Source organism: Mesorhizobium sp. B2-5-11, assembly GCF_006440835.1.
Lineage (GTDB): Bacteria > Pseudomonadota > Alphaproteobacteria > Rhizobiales > Rhizobiaceae > Mesorhizobium.
Genome location: NZ_VFUK01000001.1, coordinates 627,514 through 646,399, shown reverse-complemented (window position 1 = coordinate 646,399; position 18,886 = coordinate 627,514). Strand labels below are relative to the sequence as shown.

At 63.6% G+C, this 18,886-nt stretch carries 18 protein-coding genes; 14 read left to right on the top strand and 4 right to left on the bottom strand.

Features of this window, described 5'->3' with window-relative positions; translation table 11 throughout:
- Nucleotides 1–33: 33 nt before the first annotated feature.
- Together fabG and fabD are read right to left on the bottom strand one after the other, a co-directional pair.
- Nucleotides 34–771 carry a 3-oxoacyl-[acyl-carrier-protein] reductase gene (gene fabG / locus FJ490_RS03245; protein ID WP_140494457.1) on the bottom strand — a complete coding sequence of 246 codons (738 nt, stop codon included), beginning with the start codon at nt 769–771 and terminating at the stop codon, nt 34–36.
- A gap of 132 nt (nt 772–903) precedes the next feature.
- Complete coding sequence (fabD, locus tag FJ490_RS03240; protein ID WP_140728195.1) at nt 904–1,845, bottom strand: ACP S-malonyltransferase; 942 nt, start codon at nt 1,843–1,845, stop codon at nt 904–906.
- A gap of 276 nt (nt 1,846–2,121) precedes the next feature.
- Here fabD and FJ490_RS03235 point away from each other — a divergent pair, with 276 nt between their 5' ends.
- On the top strand, nt 2,122–4,050 hold the full coding sequence (locus FJ490_RS03235) for an LTA synthase family protein (protein ID WP_224617543.1): 1,929 nt from the start codon (nt 2,122–2,124) through the stop codon (nt 4,048–4,050).
- A 45-nt stretch (nt 4,051–4,095) separates the two neighbouring features.
- Here the strand turns inward: FJ490_RS03235 and FJ490_RS03230 are convergent, their stop codons facing one another.
- Complete coding sequence (locus FJ490_RS03230) at nt 4,096–5,805, bottom strand: pilus assembly protein (protein ID WP_140728194.1); 1,710 nt, start codon at nt 5,803–5,805, stop codon at nt 4,096–4,098.
- 449 nt (nt 5,806–6,254) lie between these two features.
- Here FJ490_RS03230 and rpsF point away from each other — a divergent pair, with 449 nt between their 5' ends.
- The 13 genes from rpsF (at nt 6,255) to FJ490_RS03165 (ending at nt 18,090) form a co-directional block, all read left to right on the top strand.
- The gene (gene rpsF / locus FJ490_RS03225) at nt 6,255–6,749 is read left to right on the top strand and encodes a 30S ribosomal protein S6 (protein WP_140494463.1); all 495 of its coding nucleotides are present in this window, start codon (nt 6,255–6,257) and stop codon (nt 6,747–6,749) included.
- Nucleotides 6,749–6,997: a 30S ribosomal protein S18 gene (rpsR, locus tag FJ490_RS03220; protein ID WP_006203718.1), complete on the top strand. Its 249-nt coding sequence runs from the start codon at nt 6,749–6,751 to the stop codon at nt 6,995–6,997. Before rpsF ends, rpsR begins: the two co-directional genes overlap by 1 nt.
- A gap of 214 nt (nt 6,998–7,211) precedes the next feature.
- Nucleotides 7,212–7,796 carry a 50S ribosomal protein L9 gene (gene rplI / locus FJ490_RS03215; protein WP_140494465.1) on the top strand — a complete coding sequence of 195 codons (585 nt, stop codon included), beginning with the start codon at nt 7,212–7,214 and terminating at the stop codon, nt 7,794–7,796.
- A gap of 217 nt (nt 7,797–8,013) precedes the next feature.
- Entirely contained in the window at nt 8,014–9,306 is a 1,293-nt protein-coding gene (locus FJ490_RS03210) for a cyclopropane-fatty-acyl-phospholipid synthase family protein (RefSeq protein WP_140728193.1), read from the top strand.
- An 85-nt stretch (nt 9,307–9,391) separates the two neighbouring features.
- A complete protein-coding gene (locus FJ490_RS03205; protein ID WP_140728192.1) occupies nt 9,392–9,715 on the top strand; it encodes a YnfA family protein in 324 nt (107 codons plus the stop codon).
- A 3-nt stretch (nt 9,716–9,718) separates the two neighbouring features.
- Nucleotides 9,719–10,690, top strand: coding sequence for a small ribosomal subunit Rsm22 family protein (locus tag FJ490_RS03200; RefSeq protein ID WP_140728191.1), 972 nt, complete (start codon nt 9,719–9,721; stop codon nt 10,688–10,690).
- Between the two features lie 225 nt (nt 10,691–10,915).
- Nucleotides 10,916–12,406: a replicative DNA helicase gene (locus tag FJ490_RS03195; protein WP_140494474.1), complete on the top strand. Its 1,491-nt coding sequence runs from the start codon at nt 10,916–10,918 to the stop codon at nt 12,404–12,406.
- Nucleotides 12,407–12,492: 86 nt separating this feature from the next.
- A complete protein-coding gene (radA, locus tag FJ490_RS03190) occupies nt 12,493–13,896 on the top strand; it encodes a DNA repair protein RadA (protein WP_140494476.1) in 1,404 nt (467 codons plus the stop codon).
- Nucleotides 13,897–13,939: 43 nt separating this feature from the next.
- Complete coding sequence (locus tag FJ490_RS03185; protein ID WP_140494478.1) at nt 13,940–14,611, top strand: CvpA family protein; 672 nt, start codon at nt 13,940–13,942, stop codon at nt 14,609–14,611.
- A gap of 121 nt (nt 14,612–14,732) precedes the next feature.
- Nucleotides 14,733–16,202 (top strand): amidophosphoribosyltransferase, encoded by a 1,470-nt coding sequence (gene purF, locus FJ490_RS03180; protein ID WP_140555758.1) that lies wholly within the window; start codon nt 14,733–14,735, stop codon nt 16,200–16,202.
- Between the two features lie 48 nt (nt 16,203–16,250).
- Nucleotides 16,251–17,006: an SDR family NAD(P)-dependent oxidoreductase gene (locus FJ490_RS03175; RefSeq protein ID WP_140494482.1), complete on the top strand. Its 756-nt coding sequence runs from the start codon at nt 16,251–16,253 to the stop codon at nt 17,004–17,006.
- An 82-nt stretch (nt 17,007–17,088) separates the two neighbouring features.
- On the top strand, nt 17,089–17,724 hold the full coding sequence (locus FJ490_RS03170) for a hypothetical protein (RefSeq protein WP_140728190.1): 636 nt from the start codon (nt 17,089–17,091) through the stop codon (nt 17,722–17,724).
- A gap of 147 nt (nt 17,725–17,871) precedes the next feature.
- On the top strand, nt 17,872–18,090 hold the full coding sequence (locus FJ490_RS03165) for a hypothetical protein (RefSeq protein WP_140494486.1): 219 nt from the start codon (nt 17,872–17,874) through the stop codon (nt 18,088–18,090).
- A gap of 14 nt (nt 18,091–18,104) precedes the next feature.
- Here the strand turns inward: FJ490_RS03165 and FJ490_RS03160 are convergent, their stop codons facing one another.
- The gene (locus FJ490_RS03160; RefSeq protein ID WP_140494488.1) at nt 18,105–18,611 is read right to left on the bottom strand and encodes an OsmC family protein; all 507 of its coding nucleotides are present in this window, start codon (nt 18,609–18,611) and stop codon (nt 18,105–18,107) included.
- Nucleotides 18,612–18,886: the final 275 nt, after the last annotated feature.

Here is an 18,886-nt window from a genome sequence, read left to right as displayed (position 1 = left end):
CCCGGCCCGAAATGCATGCTTTGGCCGACCCGATCAGATCATCGCCATGCCGCCGTTCACATGGATGGTTTGGCCGGTGACGTAGCCGGCCTCGTTGGAGGCAAGATAAGCGACGGCGGACGCCACTTCGGCGCTGGTGCCCATGCGGCGCGTCGGGATAGCGGCCATGATCGCCTCCTTCTGCTTGTCGTTGAGCTTGTCGGTCATCGCCGATTCGATGAAGCCCGGGGCGACACAGTTGACGGTTATGCTGCGGGTGGCGATCTCCTGCGCCAGCGATTTGGAAAAGCCGATCATGCCGGCCTTGGAGGCGCAGTAGTTGGTCTGGCCGGGATTGCCGGTGACGCCGACCACCGAGGTAATGTTGATGATGCGGCCGTGGCGACGGCGCATCATCGGATGGGTCAGCTCACGCGTCAGCCTGAACACGGCCGTCAGATTGACTTCGAGCACGCTGTCCCAGTCGGCGTCCGACATGCGCACGAACAGCCCGTCCTTGGTGATGCCGGCATTGTTGACCAGGATGTCGACGCCCTCGAGATCGGCCTCCGCTTTCTGGCCGAGCGCCTTGACCTCGTCGCGGTTCGACAGGTCGGCCGGAAACAGCTTCACCCGGTCGCCCAGGTCGGCGGCCAGCGCCTCCAGTCTCTCGACGCGCGTGCCGTGCAGGCCGACGATGGCGCCTTGCGCATGCAGCACCCTGGCGATCGCCTCGCCGATGCCTCCCGACGCGCCGGTGACAAGTGCCTTGCGGCCGGTCAGTTCGAACATGTGTTTTCCTCTTTGGTTTCGGAAGCTCAGCGAGCAACCTTATCTGTATACGTCTCGCGGGTATCCGATTGCCATCACCAACGGAATATCTTCAGCGATACAAGCCGCGCCATCAAATTCACACGCGGCGCCTCACCCGAGCGCCGCCAGTGCGGTTTCGACCTCGGCCGCGGAACCGACCGATGCCGTGGCGATTTCGCGGTTGATGCGCCGGGCCAGCCCTGAAAGCACTTTTCCCGCGCCGACTTCATAGAGCGTGGTGACGCCGTTCGCGCCGAACCACTCCACCGTCTCGCGCCAGCGCACGCGGCCGATCACCTGTTCGAACAGACGGCGCGCAATGATTTCGGGATCGCTGGTCGGAGTGACCGTGACATTGGAGACGAGCGGCACGACAGGCGCGTTCTTGGTTACCCCGGCCAGCGCCTCGCGCATGATCTCGGCGGCGGGCGCCATCAGCGCCGAATGGAAGGGCGCGGAGACCTGCAGCATCAGCGCTCGCTTGGCGCCTTTTTCCGTGCACAGTTTGGCAGCCAATTCGACCGCTGCCTTGGCGCCGGAAATCACCAGCTGGCCACCGCCATTGTCGTTGGCGATCTGGCAGACCGATCCTTTGGCAGCCTCGGCGCAGGCGGCTTCGACATCGGCCTGCTCCAGTCCGATGATCGCCGCCATGGCGCCTTCGCCGGCGGGCACCGCCGCTTGCATGGCATTGCCGCGGATGCGCAGCAGCCTGGCGGCATCGGCAACCGAGACGAAGCCGGCGGCGGCAAGCGCCGAATATTCGCCCAGCGAATGGCCAGCGACGTAGGTAATCTTGTCCTTCAGCGAGAAGCCGCCCGCTTCCAAGGCCCTGATCGCGGCCAGCGATACGGCCATCAGCGCCGGCTGCGCGTTGGCGGTGAGCGTCAGCGTCTCTTCCGGCCCTTCCCAGATCAGCTTCGACAGGTTTTCGCCGAGCGCGTCGTCGACTTCGTTAAAAACCCTACGCGCCTCGGGGAAGGCATCGGCGAGGTCCTTGCCCATGCCGACAGCCTGGCTGCCTTGTCCCGGAAAGGTGAATGCAACGGCCATGTGTGGGCTCCCAAAGCTCGGTTCTGCTTGCCTGATACACGAATTTTCCTGCCTGTGACGCAACGCGGCCTGCCAAGTCAAGCCCGGTTCGACCCGGCCCCTTGGCAGCTTTGCCGGCCGAGTGCCTGTTCCAAAAGGCTTTTTGGCGATCACTCCTGATGAAAACCGCTCACGAATCGTTTGCTGGCTCTTCTTATTTCCGCCACAGGCGCTAGCTTTGCGTGACAATTCCATGACAATCGAGTGACGGGTCTGTCGCTGGGTGGGGAAGTTAAAGTGGCTAGGATTTCGAAAGGCGCAGGCAAAGCCGCGCCACAGTTTCTGGAAGACGATCCTTCCACCGGCTACCTGCCGGGACGGAAGTGGCCGACCATACGCTATGGGCTGACCAGCCTGCTGATCGCGGCCGTCCTGGTGTTCGCCATCGAATTGATCGTGCGCGGCGACTTCGCCGGCACGGTTTCCTTCTTCCTGCAGCCGCTCAAGCCGGGCTGGACCACGATCGTGGTGTTCGCACTGGTTCTGGTCGGCCTCGATGCCGTTTTCGGCCGCAGCTATCAAAGCCTGATGATCGTCGCGCCGCTGACGCTCTCCCTGGCTTTCATCGGTCACCAGAAATCGCATTATCTCGGCGATCCCCTCTACCCGACCGATTTCCTCTACTCCCGCCAGATCGTGGCGCTGCTGCCGCTTCTGGTGCGTGACCGCCCGATGACTGCGCTTGCCATGGTTGTCGGCATCGTCGCCGGCCTGTCGCTGCTCATTTATGGCTGGCGGGTCTGGCGTCGAAAGGTGCCGATACTCAGCCGCAAGGGCCGTCTCGCCCGGCTGACGCTGGCGGTGCCGCTGCTCGCCTTCTTCGTCTCGATCATGGACTATGCCACCTTCTCGTGGACCCGGGACCGGCTGCAGATCATCCCGATTATGTGGGACCAGAAGGAAAATTACGCCTCCAACGGCTTTGCGCTCGCCTTCGCGCTCAACGTGCCGATGGCGCATGTCTCGGCGCCGCCAGGCTATTCGGAAAAGGCGATCGCGGCCATCGACAGGCCGCAGGTGACCGCCTCGGTGCCACAGGAAAAGCCCGACATCATCGTCGTCATGAGCGAATCCTTCTGGGATCCGACCAAGCTGCCCGGGGTCACCATCACGCCCGATCCGATCCCCAACGTGCGGGCGCTGCGTTCGGGCTCCATGTTCTCACCCGAATTCGGCGGCATGACCGCCAATATCGAGTTCGAGGCACTGACCGGCTTCTCCAACGCCTTCCTGCCGGCCGGCAGCATCCCCTACCAGCAATATGTGCGCACGCCGACGCCGTCGCTGGCGACCTTCCTGAAGAGGGAGGGCTATAGGGCGCGCGCCATCCATCCGGGCACCAACTGGTTCTGGAACCGCGGCGCGGTCTATGCCGATTTCGGCTTCGACGACTTCAGATCGGAAGAGACGTTGCCGCCGATGCAAAAGCGCGGGCCGCTGGCATCCGACGCGGCGATGACGGACGAGATCATCAGCGAGGCCGATGCCAGCGATGCCCCGGTGTTCTTCTTTGCCGTCAGCCTGCAGAACCACGGCCCTTACGAGCCGAACCGCTACTACAACCCGACCCACACCGTGCAGGCGCCGATCAGCCAATGGGCGCGTGAATCGCTGCTGAGTTACACCGAGGGCTCGGCCGACGCGGACCGCGGTCTCGAACGCCTGATCGAATGGGCAAAGAAACGCTCTCGCCCCACCGTCATCGCCTTCTTCGGCGACCATCTGCCGCCGCTTGGGCCTGTCTATGTGGAGACCGGGTTCATGAAGGACAATGTCGCGCCGCGCAAGGAGGCTTCCGCCGAGGCGGCGCTGGAGCATCATCAGACGCCACTGGTCATCTGGTCAAACCGCACAGGCCCTGCCAAGGACATGGGCGCCGTCAGCCCCGCCTTCCTGCCCTATCACATCCTGAAAACGGCCGGCATCACCCACCCCTACTATACCGGCTTCCTGGGCGAGATGCGCGAACGCTACCGCGTGGTCGACCGCAATCTGCTGCTGACGCCGGCGGGAGAAGCCACGCCCGATTGGGCGCGGCAAAAGCAGATCGACCCGGCGATCCGCGACTTCCGGCTGCTGCAATACGACATGATGTTCGGCAAACGCCACGCGGCGCCCGACTTCTTCCCCGAAACGGTGGACAAGGTCGTCGCCCATATGAGCTGAAATTCGCGGCATCCTTCCAGGATGCCGCCCAGCGGGGTCGAGCGTTCAATTCGTCAGTTGCAATTTCGAGAATTTGTTGGCGATCTGCTGGAACACGTTCGGCAATTTGTTTGGATCGTTGACGGCATAGTAGTCGCTGGGATCCGAGGCGCAGGCGCTGTAGAGCGTGCGGTTGGCGGCGGTGTCGGATTGCAGCACCATCGTGTAGATTTCGGCGCCCTGCTTCTTCAGCTGCGTGCAGACGCTTTTGGTCCATCCGTCGACATTGCGCGCGGCGGTCGTCTGGTTGTCCGATCCAAGCCGACCGGCAGCGCCATAGTCTGAGCCCGCGAGAAAACCATAGGACGTATAGTCGGACTTGGTCGTCTCGTTGCTGGCGCCGTAGACGACATTCTCGCCGTCGGTGAGCAACATGACGATCTTGCTCACCCCAGGCGTCTTCCAAGGCGTACCCTCGGCGTATGGCGCACCCGGCGACAACACCCGCTGGCCCCAGGCCAGGCCCTCGGAAACATTGGTGCCGGACCCCGCCCATGCAAGCATCTTGGCGGCCTCGTTGCGAAGTTTTGTAAAGTCTTCGGTCAAGGGGACGATTGGCGAGGGACAGGACCGGTTTGGCCCCACCGTCAATTGCAAGGCGTTTGGATCGTTTGTGACCGCGGTGGCAATGGCGGTGTTCTGCGGCGCCACATATTTGGCGACTGTTTCAAGATCACCCCGCAAAAGCCCGGCAGCACTTCCAAGCAAGCCGCTCAGGTCTATTCCGAGAATATTCAGTCCGCCATTCCGAGCAAGTTTGGCCTCATCAGGGGCGTCGTCGATAAAGGAATTGTTGTAGTGATAGGCATCGTTTGAATAGCCGCTGGAAGGTCTCGTCCCCTTTCCCGGACTGTCCGGCGCGAAATAAGGCACGAACAGAGTGTCAGGGTAACGTGGATCAGGCGGCGTATCGGCGATATTAAGGACACCAGGCCGCGCCTCGACGCAGCCTTTCCAACCCGTATCCTCCCCCTTGCCGTCCTTCCACCCCGTCAATTTGGCGGCAGAGGCCGGATCTTTCATCAACTGCCTGAACAGCGCCATATGATTGGGACGCTTGTCGTTGATGACGGGGAAATTGATTCCATTGGTGGATGACTTGCCGTCCATGTCGATCCAGGACGGGTCGAACCCGTCGCCGTTGACATTGACAGCCGTGACGAAGGGTACCAGCGCCACGCGGACCTTGCGCGTCGGTGATTGCGCCGCTTCCAGATATTTGAGCAGATTGTCCGTCGCTGTCTTGAGGGCAGCAATTTTGGCGCCGGCCATCGAGCCGGTGTTGTCCAGAACCAGCACGACTTCGAGCTGGTTGTTCGATTCGACCGCCGAGGCATCGACCACGATGTGCCTGCTCTCACCGAGCAGGAAGGCGAAGTTCAAATCGACGTCAGCCGAGGCGACGGCCTTCGTCTTGACGAAGTTGACGCCCCTGTCGACCGTCAACGTGGCCCGCGCATTTGTGAGTTCGCCATGTCCGGCTACGTTGGCCTGGAAATAGCGGTTGAAGGCGTCGGTGCGGGTGATGTCCAGATCGCCGAGATGCGAGGAGGCGAGATTTGCCGCGTCGAGCGCATTCTGCAGGTTGCTCTTGGCCCGCATGATGGTGGAGACATCGGCTGCGAAGGCCACCGCCGACAGGATGGCCGGCAAGCCGATCCCGAGCAAAAGCGCGAAGTTGCCGCTTTTCGAGCGCCAGAATTTCTTGAGAAGCATCCTTACCCCCGGAAATGCCTAGCCCGTTGCTGACAGCGGGATGCCGCTTTTTGCGCCAGACATGATGAATCGGCGGTTGATGCCGGGGCCGCAACCCCATACAACCTGTCATGGTGGTTAAGGCCTGGTTTCCGGGAACCACGGAGTCCTATCGCCGCACATGCCGGTTTTCCGGCCCTGCGACATCCGGGATTGCCGCCTGCTCTTGCCTTCCACGTGGATTGCTATATAGACGCCGCCAATCTGCCGGTCCCAGCTGGGGGCTGAACGGAGGGCCGGAGGTTTTCGAAAACCTTCGCGTGAAGCCAGAAGCGCTTCCGCCTCCCGTGTCTCCGCTCTCGACCGTCTCGTCATGCTCCTTTCTTCCCCGCTCCTGGCGGGTCAGAGAAGTTGCAGAGGCTTTTGCCGCCGGGAACCGGGAGAGAAACGAAGAAAGGCGAAAAGACATAATGGCTCTTTACGAACATGTGTTTCTTGCCCGGCAGGACCTCTCGCAGCAGCAGGTCGATGCGCTTGTCGAACAGTACAAGGGCGTCATCTCCGCCAATGGCGGGTCCGTCGGCCGGGTCGAGAACTGGGGACTGAAGTCCCTCACCTACCGGGTCAACAAGAACCGGAAGGCATACTACACGCTGATGGATCTTGACTGCCCGCCGGCAGCGCTCAACGAAATGGAGCGCCAGATGGGCCTGTCCGAGGACGTGCTGCGTTTCCTGACCATCAAGGTCGATGCGCATGAGGAAGGTCCCTCCGCCATGATGCAGAAGCGCGAAGAGCGCTCGGAACGCGGCGGCTTCGGCGACCGCGACCGCGGCGACCGTGGTCCGCGCTCGTTCGGCGACCGTGATCGCGGCGATCGTCCGCCACGCAGCTTCGGCGGCGACGCCGGTGGCGATCGTGGTCCGCGCCGTCCGCGCGAAGGCTTTGAAGGGGGTGCAGAATAATGGTCGACATTAACCAGATCCCGACCCGGCGCCCGTTCCATCGCCGCCGCAAGACCTGCCCGTTCTCGGGCGCCAACGCGCCCAAGATCGATTACAAGGACGTGCGCCTCCTGCAGCGCTACATTTCCGAGCGCGGCAAGATCGTGCCGTCGCGCATCACCGCCGTCAGCCAGAAGAAGCAGCGCGAGCTCGCCAAGGCGATCAAGCGCGCCCGCTTCCTCGGCCTGCTGCCCTACGTGGTTCGCTAATCCTTGACGCGGGCGGCTCCGCCGCCCGCTTCTCTTCCACGGCGACGGGCGCCGCTGGGTTGCGCATCAAATCCCGAGTTGAGGCCAAAAGCCTCTAACTGCCGCGACAGGCAGGACAGCGACACCGGCGGCAACGCCCTTTTGCTTCCTGACCTGTTCCAAAGAATTTCGCACCGATCCCGTGATTGGCGCCCTAACCAAAAGGAACAAAACCATGGAAGTCATTCTTCTCGAACGCGTTTCCCGCCTCGGCCAAATGGGCGACACCGTCAAGGTCAAGGACGGCTTTGCCCGCAATTTCCTGTTGCCGCAGGGCAAGGCGCTGCGCGCCAACGAAGCCAACAAGAAGAAGTTCGAAGGCCAGCGCGCGCAGCTCGAAGCCCGCAACCTCGAGCGGAAGTCCGAAGCCTCGCAGGTCGCCGAACAGCTCGACGGCAAGAGCTTCATCGCCGTTCGCTCGGCCGGCGAGACCGGCCAGCTCTACGGCTCGGTGTCGACGCGCGATATCGCCGACCTGCTGACGGCAGAGGGCTTTTCGGTCAACCGCAACCAGATACAGCTCAACCAGCCGATCAAGACCATCGGCGTGACCAATGTGGCGATCGCGCTGCATCCGGAAGTCGAGGTCACGATCACGCTCAACATCGCCCGCACGGCCGACGAAGCCGAGCGGCAGGCCAAGGGCGAGACGCTGACCACCGCCGAGGCCATCTATGGCGAGGACATCAACGACAATGCCCGGCCGGAGAACTTCTTCGACCCGAACGCCGAGTTCGAGGGCGGCGAAGAGAACGCCTGACATCGGCGCGGCGCGCCTGCCGGCGCGCCGCATTCGGCTTCGGCCTCAATCAGTTCAATCAGACTGGCAGCTCCAATCAGACTGGCAGTTCAAGCCAGACTGGACCAATGCCCGGGTTCACCACCTGGGCATTTTTGTGCCAAAAGGAACTTTTCGAAACCCTATATATTGATGCAGAGTAGGACAGCCTGTCTGACCGAGAGGGGACATTTGGGTCATGAATATTCTGTTGAAACGCGTTCTGGACCGCCTGGTGCGCACAGGCAATCTCAAGGTGACCGGCCCACAGGGCACGACATTCGTGTTCGGTGACGGCAGCGGCGAGCCGGTGCACCTGCACATCAAAACCAGGCACGCCGAGCGCGCCATTACCTTCGATCCGATGCTGGCCGTGCCGGAAGCCTACATGGATGGCGAACTCGACATCCTCGAGGGCGGCGTCCTTGGCCTGATGCGCATCGCTTTCCAGAACATGGGCAGCGGCGGCATCGACGCGACGTGGTCGAAAGCCATCGAAGGCCTGCGCCACGCTTTCCGCCGCCTGCAGCAGATCAACACCGCGTCGCGTTCGCGCCGCAACGTGCAGCGCCACTATGATCTGTCGGGTGACCTTTACCGGCTCTTCCTCGATGAGGACATGCAGTATTCCTGCGCCTATTTCGAGCAGCCGGACATGACGCTGGACGAGGCGCAGGCAGCCAAGAAGCGCCACATCGCCGCCAAGCTCAGGCTGAAGGCCGGGCAGACGGTGCTCGACATCGGCTCCGGCTGGGGCGGGCTAGGCCTCTACCTTGCCAAGGCCTTCGACGTCGACGTACAGGGCGTGACACTGTCGACCGAGCAGCACGGCGTCGCCACCGACCGGGCGCATGCCCAGGGCCTGGAAAACCACGTTCACTTCGAGCTGAAGGATTACCGCGAACTCAACGAACGCTTCGACCGCATCGTTTCGGTCGGCATGTTCGAACATGTCGGGGTCAATCACTACCGCACTTTCTTCGACAAGAGCGCGACGTTGCTGAAGCCTGATGGCGTCATGCTCCTGCACACGATCGGCCGCTCCGGCGTGCCGTGGGCGACCAGCGCGTTCATCCGCAAATACATCTTCCCGGGCGGCTACATTCCCGCGCTTTCCGAAGTCATGCCGGCGATCGAGAAGTCAGGCCTCGTCGTCACGGACATCGAAATCCTGCGGCTCCATTATGCCGACACGTTGAAGCATTGGGGCCAGCGCTTCGCCGCCAACCGCGACAAGGCCAAGGCGATCTATGACGAACGCTTCTGCCGCATGTGGGAATTCTATCTGGCAGCCTCGGAAGCCGCCTTCCGCTGGCAGGATCTGGTCATCTTCCAGATCCAGCTTGCCAGGAAGAACGACACCCTGCCGATGGCGCGCGACTATATGGTCAAATGTGAAAAGGCGCTCGAAATGCGCGACATGGGCCATCGCGAAGCGGCTCCGGTCGAAGAGGCCGTCAAGCCCGCCCGGCGCCGCAAGGTGGCGGAATAGGAACAGACCGCTTTGCCGCATTGGCGCTTGCCATTCCCGGCTCGTGCCCTGAAAAAGGCCTCGTGATCGTCGCGAGGCCTTTTTCATGACCTACCTCCTCTATGCAGCCGCGGCGCTCGCCGAGATCGCTGGCTGTTTTTCGGTGTGGGCGTGGTGGCGGCTGGAGAAATCGCCGCTGTGGCTGCTGCCAGGTTTCGTTTCGCTCGTTCTCTTCGCCTGGGTTCTGGCCCTGGTCGACACCAGCGCGGCCGGCCGCGCCTATGCCGCCTATGGCGGCATCTACATCGCGGCGTCGCTGGCCTGGCTTTGGTTGGTGGAAAGCGTGCGTCCCGACCGGTGGGACCTTGCGGGGGCGGCGCTCTGCATAGTGGGCGCCTCTGTCATCCTGCTCGCACCACGAGGGGCATGAGCCGTGGAACTGCCTGCCCCGCTTCGACAGGCTGTCGATCGTGCCCTCGAAAATGTGCCGCTACCGGTGCTCAGGCAGGCGGCGAAAACCCTGTCGGACCGTTACCGCGCCGAGATGCGCGACGGTCGCCTGCATATGGCGCAGGATATGGCGGTCAAGGCTTATCTGGCGACGCGGCTGCCGGCGACCTATGCCGCCGTCCGCGCCAGTCTCGACGCGGTGAACGAAGCGCAGCCGGAATTCGCGCCGGAAACCCTGCTCGATGTCGGCGCCGGCCCGGGCACGGTGCTTTGGGCGACGGCGGACCTGTGGCCCGGTCTTCAACAGGCGGTTTTGCTGGAAGCCAGTGCTGCGGTGCGCAAGGTCGGCGAGGCGCTTGCCGCCGATGCGATCGCTGCCCGGATCGCCTGGCAGGCCGGCGACGTGACCATCGACCTTGACGGTTTGCAGCCGGCGGACCTGGTCACCTGCGCCTATGTGCTGGACGAGATCGCACCGGCATCACTGCCCAAAATGGTCGATCGGCTGTGGCAGCTCACGACAGACACGCTGCTGATCGTGGAGCCGGGCACGCCGGCGGGCTGGCAGCGTGTTCTCGCGGTTCGTCGGCAACTGATGGAAGCGGGCGCGCATGTGCTGGCACCTTGCCCGCACGAAGCCCCCTGCCCGCTCATCCCGCCCGACTGGTGCCACTTTTCGCGGCGCGTCGCCCGCTCGCGCCTGCACCGGCTGGCCAAGGACGCCGAAGTGCCATGGGAGGACGAGAAGTTCATCTATGTCGCGGCTTCGAGGCAGCCGGCGCCAGTCCGCGCGGCGCGGGTGATCGCGCCACCGAAAACCGGCTCGGGCAAGGCGGCGCTCAAGCTTTGCCGGCCGGACGGCAGTGCCGGAGAGACGCTTTTCAGCAAGCGTGACGGTGAACTGTTCAAGGCGGCACGGCGGTCGGACTGGGGCGATGTGCTCGATACAGCGTAGGGATTCGGGTGACGATCGTTCTTGCTTTGTTCCAAACCGTCGCGTAGAATCAGCACCTTGTCGAGTCAATCGGAATCAGGGCACGGGAATACTGTCCTGTGGACGGTTTTTTGTTTCTGTGAACAGTGGGCATCAAATCTGCTTGGGTGATAACTGTTGCAGATAAGTCAGCACTCAATTTTCCGATTCTGATATCGAGAGACCGGGATCGAAATCGGGGACATCATGGCAGAGGCAGCGCGGAAATTCGGCGTGGCGGAGCAACCGCTCTATCGCGAGGCGCCGAACAACATCGAGGCGGAACAGGCGCTGCTCGGCGCGATCCTGGTCAACAACGATGCCTTCTATCGCGTCTCCGACTTCCTGAAGGCCAGCCACTTCTACGAACCCCTGCATCGCAAGATCTTCGAGATCGCGGCCGAGCTCATTCGCATGGGCAAGGTGGCGACGCCGATCACGCTGAAGACCTTCCTGCCGGCCGACGAGAAGGTCGGCGACATGACGGTGGCGCAATATGTCGTGCGCCTGGCGGTCGAAGCCGTCACGGTCGTCAACGCCGCAGATTACGGCCGCGCCATCTATGACCTTGCGACGCGCCGCGCCCTGATCACCGTCGGCGAGGACATGGTCAACATCGCATATGACGCGCCGGTCGACATGTCGCCGTCCGAGCAGATCGAGGATGCCGAACGGCGCCTGTTCGAGCTGGCCGAAACCGGCCGCTATGACGGCGGTTTCGAGAGCTTCACCGATGCGGTCAAGACCGCGGTCGATATGGCCAATGCCGCCTACATGCGCGACGGGCATCTGTCGGGGCTGGCCACCGGCATGCGCGACCTCGACCGCCGCATGGGCGGCCTGCAATCGTCCGATCTGATCGTCCTTGCCGGCCGTCCGGGCATGGGCAAGACGTCGCTCGCCACCAACATCGCTTTCAACGTCGCCGAGGCCTATGTGCCGGCGCAGCAGGCCGACGGGTCGTTCAAGGCGGCGAATGGCGGTGTCGTCGGCTTCTTCTCGCTCGAAATGTCGTCGGAACAGCTCGCGACCCGTATCATCTCCGAACAGACGGAAATCTCCTCCTCGAAGATCCGCCGCGGCGAGATTACCGAAATGGACTTCGAAAAGCTGGTCGCCTGTTCGCAGACCATGCAGAAGATTCCGCTGTTCATCGACCAGACCGGCGGCATCTCGATCGCCCAGCTCTCGGCCCGCGCCCGGCGCCTGAAGCGCCAGCGCGGCCTCGACCTCATCGTCATCGACTATATCCAGCTGATGCAGGGCTCCAGCGCCAGGGCCTCGCAGAACCGCGTGCAGGAAATCACCGAGATCACCACCGGCCTCAAGGCACTGGCCAAGGAGCTCGCGGTGCCGATCATCGCGCTGTCGCAGCTCTCGCGACAGGTTGAAAGCCGCGACGACAAGCGCCCGCAGCTCTCGGACTTGCGCGAATCCGGCTCGATCGAGCAGGACGCCGACGTCGTGATCTTCGTCTACCGCGAGGAATACTACCTCAAGAACCGCGAGCCGAAGCTCGGCACCGACGAGTACATCAAGTGGGAAAACGAGATGAACGAGATGCGCGGCAAGGCCGAGGTGATCGTGGCCAAGCAGCGTCACGGACCGACGGGCACGGTCACGCTCGCCTTCCACGGCGAATTCACCCGCTTCTCGGATCTGGCGGAGGAACATCATATCGCGGAAAGGTTTGAGTAACTTTTTGACTCACCGTCGCGCTCCGTCAAACCCCCTCTGTCCCGCCCACCTATCCAGCATCGGCGATCCCGAAGCAGGCCTCGCTAATGGCTAAATCCCGCGTCCAGTTCATCTGCCAGAACTGCGGATCGGTGCATCAGCGCTGGGCCGGAAAATGCGACGCCTGCGGCGAATGGAACACGCTGGTCGAGGAAGGTACGTCCGGCGGCATCGGTTCCGGGCCGGCCAATACGCGCAACGCACGCAAGGGCCGCGCGGTGGTGCTGACCACGCTTTCCGGCGATATCGAGGACGCGCCGCGCATCGTGTCGGGCATCGGTGAGCTCGACCGCGCCACGGGCGGCGGCTTCGTGCGCGGCTCGGCGCTGCTGGTCGGCGGCGATCCCGGTATCGGCAAGTCGACGCTGCTCACCCAGGCTGCTGCTGCCCTTGCCTCGAGGGGCCACCGCATCGTCTATGTCTCGGGTGAGGAGGCGGTCGCCCAGATCAGGCTGCGCGCGCAGCGCCTCGGCGTCGCTTCCACACCGGTCGAGCTTGCGGCCGAGACCAATGTCGAGGATATCCTTGCCACGATCGCCGATGGCAAGCGGCCGGACCTGGTGATCCTCGATTCGATCCAGACGCTGTGGACCGACCTCGCCGATTCGGCGCCCGGCACCGTCACCCAGGTGCGTGCGGCCGCCCAGGCGATGATCCGCTATGCGAAATCCACGGGTGCTGCGATCGTGCTCGTCGGCCATGTCACCAAGGAAGGCCAGATCGCCGGCCCGCGCGTCGTCGAGCACATGGTCGACGCCGTGCTCTATTTCGAGGGCGAAGGCGGCCATCACTACCGTATCCTGCGCACCGTCAAGAACCGTTTCGGGCCGACCGACGAGATCGGCGTCTTCGAAATGTCGGACAAGGGGCTGCGCGAGGTTGCCAATCCGTCCGAGCTGTTCCTCGGCGAGCGCCACGCGAAATCGCCGGGAGCGGCGGTTTTCGCCGGCATGGAAGGCACAAGGCCGGTGCTGGTCGAAATCCAGGCGCTGGTCGCGCCCTCCTCGCTCGGCACGCCGCGCCGCGCGGTCGTTGGCTGGGACGGCGCCCGGCTGTCGATGATCCTGGCGGTGCTCGAGGCGCATTGCGGCGTGCGCTTCGGCCAACAGGACGTCTATCTGAACGTAGCCGGCGGCTACCGCATTTCCGAGCCCGCGGCCGATGTGGCGGTGGCGGCCGCACTGGTTTCCTCGCTCACCGGTCTTGCCCTTCCCGCCGATTGCGTCTATTTCGGCGAAATCAGCCTTTCTGGCGCCGTGAGGCCGGTTGCGCATGCGCAGCAGCGTCTCAAGGAGGCCGAAAAGCTGGGTTTCGCAAGCGCGGTTCTGCCCTTGGGCAGCGAGGAACTTGCCGGAGGAATCGGGGCCGGCGCTTTCCAGCCCACCGAGCTCGCCGACCTCGTGGCGCGCATAGCCGGCTCACGGCGCAGCCGCGCCAACGACGAAGAATGACGGGCTCACCTGGTGGTGAGCGACAGGGAGTGGGGCGACAAAGATGCCGATAACGCTGCTTGACGGAATTCTCGTCGGCTTCACCCTGGTCTCGGCGATGCTCGCCATGGTTCGCGGCTTTTCACGCGAGGTCCTGTCCATCGTGTCCTGGGCGGCGGCGGCCGCGGCGGCATTCTTTTTCTACAAGCCCGTCCTGCCCTACCTGAAACCCTACATCGACAATGAAAAGATCGCCATGGCGGCCTCCGCCGGCGTCGTCTTCATCATCGCTTTGATCGTCGTCAGCGTCATCACCATGAAGCTCGCCGACTGGATCATCGATTCCCGCATCGGCGCGCTCGACCGCACGCTCGGCTTCCTCTATGGCGCCGCCCGCGGCATTCTGGTGGTCGCCGTGGCCCTGCTGTTCTTCAACTGGCTGGCCGGCGCCAAGGCACCGGCCTGGGTCACGGAGGCCAAGTCGCGGCCGCTGCTGGAGCAGATCGGCGCCAAGCTCGAAAGCCTGCTGCCCGAGGATCCGGAAAACGCCATCCTCAAGAAGCTCAATCCGAATCAGCCGGCCGCCGAAACGCCCGCCGCACCGGACGCACCGGCCACGGATGCCCCGGCGGGAGGGGACGATGCCAATGCGCCGGCTCCTGACGACAGCGATGCCGGAACGCCTCCCGCGGACAACGCACCGGCCAATCCGGCCCCGGCGGCGCCGGCGAATTGATGAGTGATCGAGCGCCGCAGAACAGGCGCCCGAGACTGGCGGTGATCGTGAACCATCGCCGGGCGCGTTGCTTTTACGGCGCTGTCGCCTTATATGGCGATTTTAGCGGAGCTTGAGCCCCATGGCAGACGCAGACCACGTGCTTTCCGCGGAAGCTGACGATCACTTCCACGACGAATGCGGCGTGTTCGGCATTTTCGGCCGGCAGGACGCGGCGGCCATCGTCACGCTCGGCCTGCACGCGCTGCAGCATCGCGGCCAGGAAGCGGCCGGCATCGTCTCCTACGACGGCACCCAGTTTCATGTCGAACGCCATGTCGGCCTGATCGGCGACACCTTCACCAAGCAACGCGTCATCGACAGCCTGCAAGGCAATCGCGCCATCGGCCACACGCGCTACGCCACGACCGGCGGCGCCGGCATGCGCAACATCCAGCCCTTCTTCGCCGAACTGGCCGATGGCGGTTTTGCCGTGGCCCATAACGGCAATCTGACCAACGCCATGACCGTGCAGCGCGCGCTGCAGAAGCAAGGCGCGATCTTCTCCTCGACCTCCGACACCGAGACGCTTCTGCACCTCGTCGCCACCAGCAAGGAGCGCGATCTCAACTCGCGCTTCATCGATGCGGTGCGCCAGGTCGAGGGCGCCTTTTCGCTGGTGGCGATGACGGCCAAGAAGATGATCGGTTGCCGTGACCCGCTCGGCATCCGCCCGCTGGTACTGGGTGACCTCGACGGTGCCTGGATCCTGGCCTCCGAAACCTGCGCGCTGGACATCATCGGCGCGCGTTTCGTGCGCGACCTGAAGCCAGGCGAGATGGTCGTCGTTACCTCCAAGGGCATCGAGAGCCTGTTCCCGTTCGAGCCGCAGAAAACCCGCTTCTGCATCTTCGAATATGTCTATTTCGCACGCCCGGATTCTTCGGTCGAAGGCCGCAACGTCTACGAGGTGCGCAAGCGCATCGGCGCGGAACTCGCGCAGGAAAATCCCGTCGAGGCCGACATCGTCGTGCCGGTGCCGGATTCCGGCACGCCGGCGGCAATCGGTTTTTCGCAAGCCGCGGGCATTCCCTTCGAGCTCGGCATCATCCGCAACCACTATGTCGGCCGCACCTTCATCCAGCCCGGCGATTCGATCCGCCACATGGGCGTCAAGCTGAAGCATAACGCCAACCGCCGCATGATCGAGGGCAAACGCGTCGTGCTGGTCGACGATTCCATCGTGCGCGGCACGACCAGCCAGAAGATCGTGCAGATGGTGCGAGACGCCGGCGCCAAGGAAGTGCACATGCGCATCGCATCGCCGCCGACCAGGGCCTCCTGCTTCTACGGCGTCGACACGCCGGAAAAATCGAAGCTTTTGGCATCACGCATGTCGATCGAGGAGATGGCCGAATTCATCCGCGTCGATTCGCTCGGCTTCCTGTCGATCGACGGACTCTATCGCGCCGTCGGCGAGGCCAACCGCGACAACGAGCAGCCGCAATTCTGCGACGCCTGCTTCACCGGCCAGTATCCGACCCGCCTGCTCGATTTCGAAGGCCACGACAATGTGCGCACGCTGTCGCTGCTGGCGACGAGCGGCGCATAGGATTGCCGCACTGCCAGTTGCCATAGCCATATTTCCGGAATCTATCGCATGACCTTCGACCTTTCCGGCCGCGTTGCGGTCGTCACCGGCGCCTCGCGCGGCATCGGTTACTTCATCGCCAGGGAACTGGCTGCCGCCGGCGCCCACGTCATTGCCGTGGCGCGCACCGTGGGCGGGCTGGAAGAACTCGACGACCAGATCAAGGCCGAGCGCGCCAAAACCGGCAAGGGCGAAGCGACGCTGGTGCCCCTCGACCTTGCCGACATGGCCGGCATCGACCGCCTGGGCGGCGCCATCCATGAGCGCTGGGGCAAGCTCGACATTCTCGTCGCCAATGCGGGCGTGCTCGGCGTGATCTCGCCGATCGGCCATGTCGAGGCCAAAACCTTCGAGAAGGTGATGACCATCAACGTCACCTCGACCTGGCGGCTGATCCGCTCGGTCGACCCGCTGCTGCGGCTCTCCGACGCCGGCCGGGCCATCATCCTGTCGTCCAATGCCGCACATTCGGCGCGCGCCTTCTGGGCGCCCTACGCGGCTTCCAAGGCGGCGGTCGAGACGATGATGCGCTCCTGGGCGCATGAGACACAGAGCCTGCCGTTGCGCGTCAATGCCGCCGATCCGGGGGCCACCCGCACCGCGATGCGCGCGCAGGCCGTGCCCGGCGAGGACCCGGAAACGCTGCCGCATCCTTCCGAGATCGCCAAACGCATCGTGCCGCTGGCAAGCCCCGACCTGAAAGAGACAGGATTGATCTTCCAGGCCAAGCACAACCGTTTCGTCGCCTACCGACAGCCGGAATAGCCGCATCTTTTTTATCGGAAGAATTCGGCTCCGGGCGGCGTTCCTCGAATGTACATTCGAAGCTCAAACCCGGAGGACCGACATGCGCAGACTTATTCTCATCGCCGCCACCGCCACTATCTCCGCCTTGGCCGCCGGCACAGCCTTGTCACAAGATGCCAAGATGAGTTTCTTCGTCACCAGCGTCGGCTCGGGCAAGGGGGCCGACCTCGGCGGCCTGAAGGGCGCCGACGCGCATTGCGCCTCGCTGGCGGAAGCAGCCGGCGTCACCGGCAAGACCTGGGCCGCATACCTGTCGACCAGCACCGAGGATGCGCGCGACCGCATCGGCAAGGGACCGTGGGTGAATGCCAAGGGCATCAAGATAGCCGACGACGTCGCCTCGCTGCACGGCGATGCCAACGGCATCACCAAGCAGACGGCGCTCACCGAGAAAGGCGAGATGGTCAACGGCCGCGGCGACACGCCGAACCGCCACGATATGCTGACCGGCTCGAAACCCGACGGCACCAGGATCGCCGACCAGACCTGCGGTGACTGGACGATGAGCGGCACGGAAGGGGCAGCCATGATGGGCCATCACGACCGCACCGGGCTCGACGATTCAGCTGCCGCCAAATCCTGGAACTCTTCGCATGCTTCGCGCGGCGGCTGCGGCCAGGAGGCGCTGAAAGGCACCGGCGGCGACGGCTTGTTCTATTGTTTCGCAACGAATTGACCAGACCCCGCCCGCCCGCCACATCACGCGGCTGTGATGTGGCGGCGGAAAGCTGAGTCGCGGTCATGCTTTCGTCATTTCCGCAGAGTTGATAGGATCGCATAGATTCCCACAACAAGCCCGGCTGGGCAGAGCAAGGAAATTCCCATGGCTTCGAGCGTAGCGTTGGTCTGGTACCTGGTAATCGCCGGCCCGCAAGGCGGCATGGTCGTGTTGCCCAGCACGTTCGACAAGCGCGAACAATGCACCGCCGCCATCACCGAATACCAGAAGCAGCCGGCCCCGACCGGCTGGTCGCTGCAATGCGTGCCGAGCGCGTCACCCTTCACCGATGAGGGCGACGCGGAGGAACCGGCAGCGCAGTAAGGCGCGATGCGGCGTCAGCGCCGTGCGCTGACCGTCAGTTCCGGCTTCTGGTTGATGGTCTGGAACACCACGCAGTAGCGTTCGGTCAGCTTCAGCAAGGAATCGATGCGCTCCTGCGGCTCATCGGTGTCGAGACTGAAATTCAGCCTGATGGCGCGAAAACCGACCGGCGCATCCTTGGCAACGCCAAGCGTGCCGCGAAAATCAAGGTCGCCTTCGGCCTCGACCGTGGCGGCGCCGAGCTTGAATTCGAGCGCCGTCGCCACCGCCTTGAGCGTCACGCCGGCGCAGGCCACAAGTGCCTCCAGCAGCATGTCGCCCGAGCAAAGCTCGAGCCCCGAGCCGCCCGTTGCCGGATGCAGACCGGCAATCGCTAGAGCCCTGCCCGTCTCGACCTTGCAGGCGATCGACTGGTCATCGAGACTGCCTCTGGCCCTGAGCGTGATGAGCGCGCGCGAAGCATCATCGCGATAGGTCTCTTTCAGCGGCGCCTGCATGGCCTTCAGTGCGGTGGCGTCCATTTCGCTGCCCTTTCGACGATTGTTTCTGGCGCTGGCATGCGCCAACCGACCGAGATTTGCCCCGATCACACCGGAAAGCAAACATAATCATCGCGTTGGAACACAGGCGCGCAACCACTTTCCCAGATGGACATTGACGGACGAGGTCTCAAAGACCGTCTGAGCCGTGCGAGTGCCGTCGTCCCATTTTCTGGTGACCGACTCGGGTCAACAAGGGCTGGCGATGGGCAGTCGGGTGTGCCAACGGTTTCTCCTGATAGGAATTTTTTCTTGAC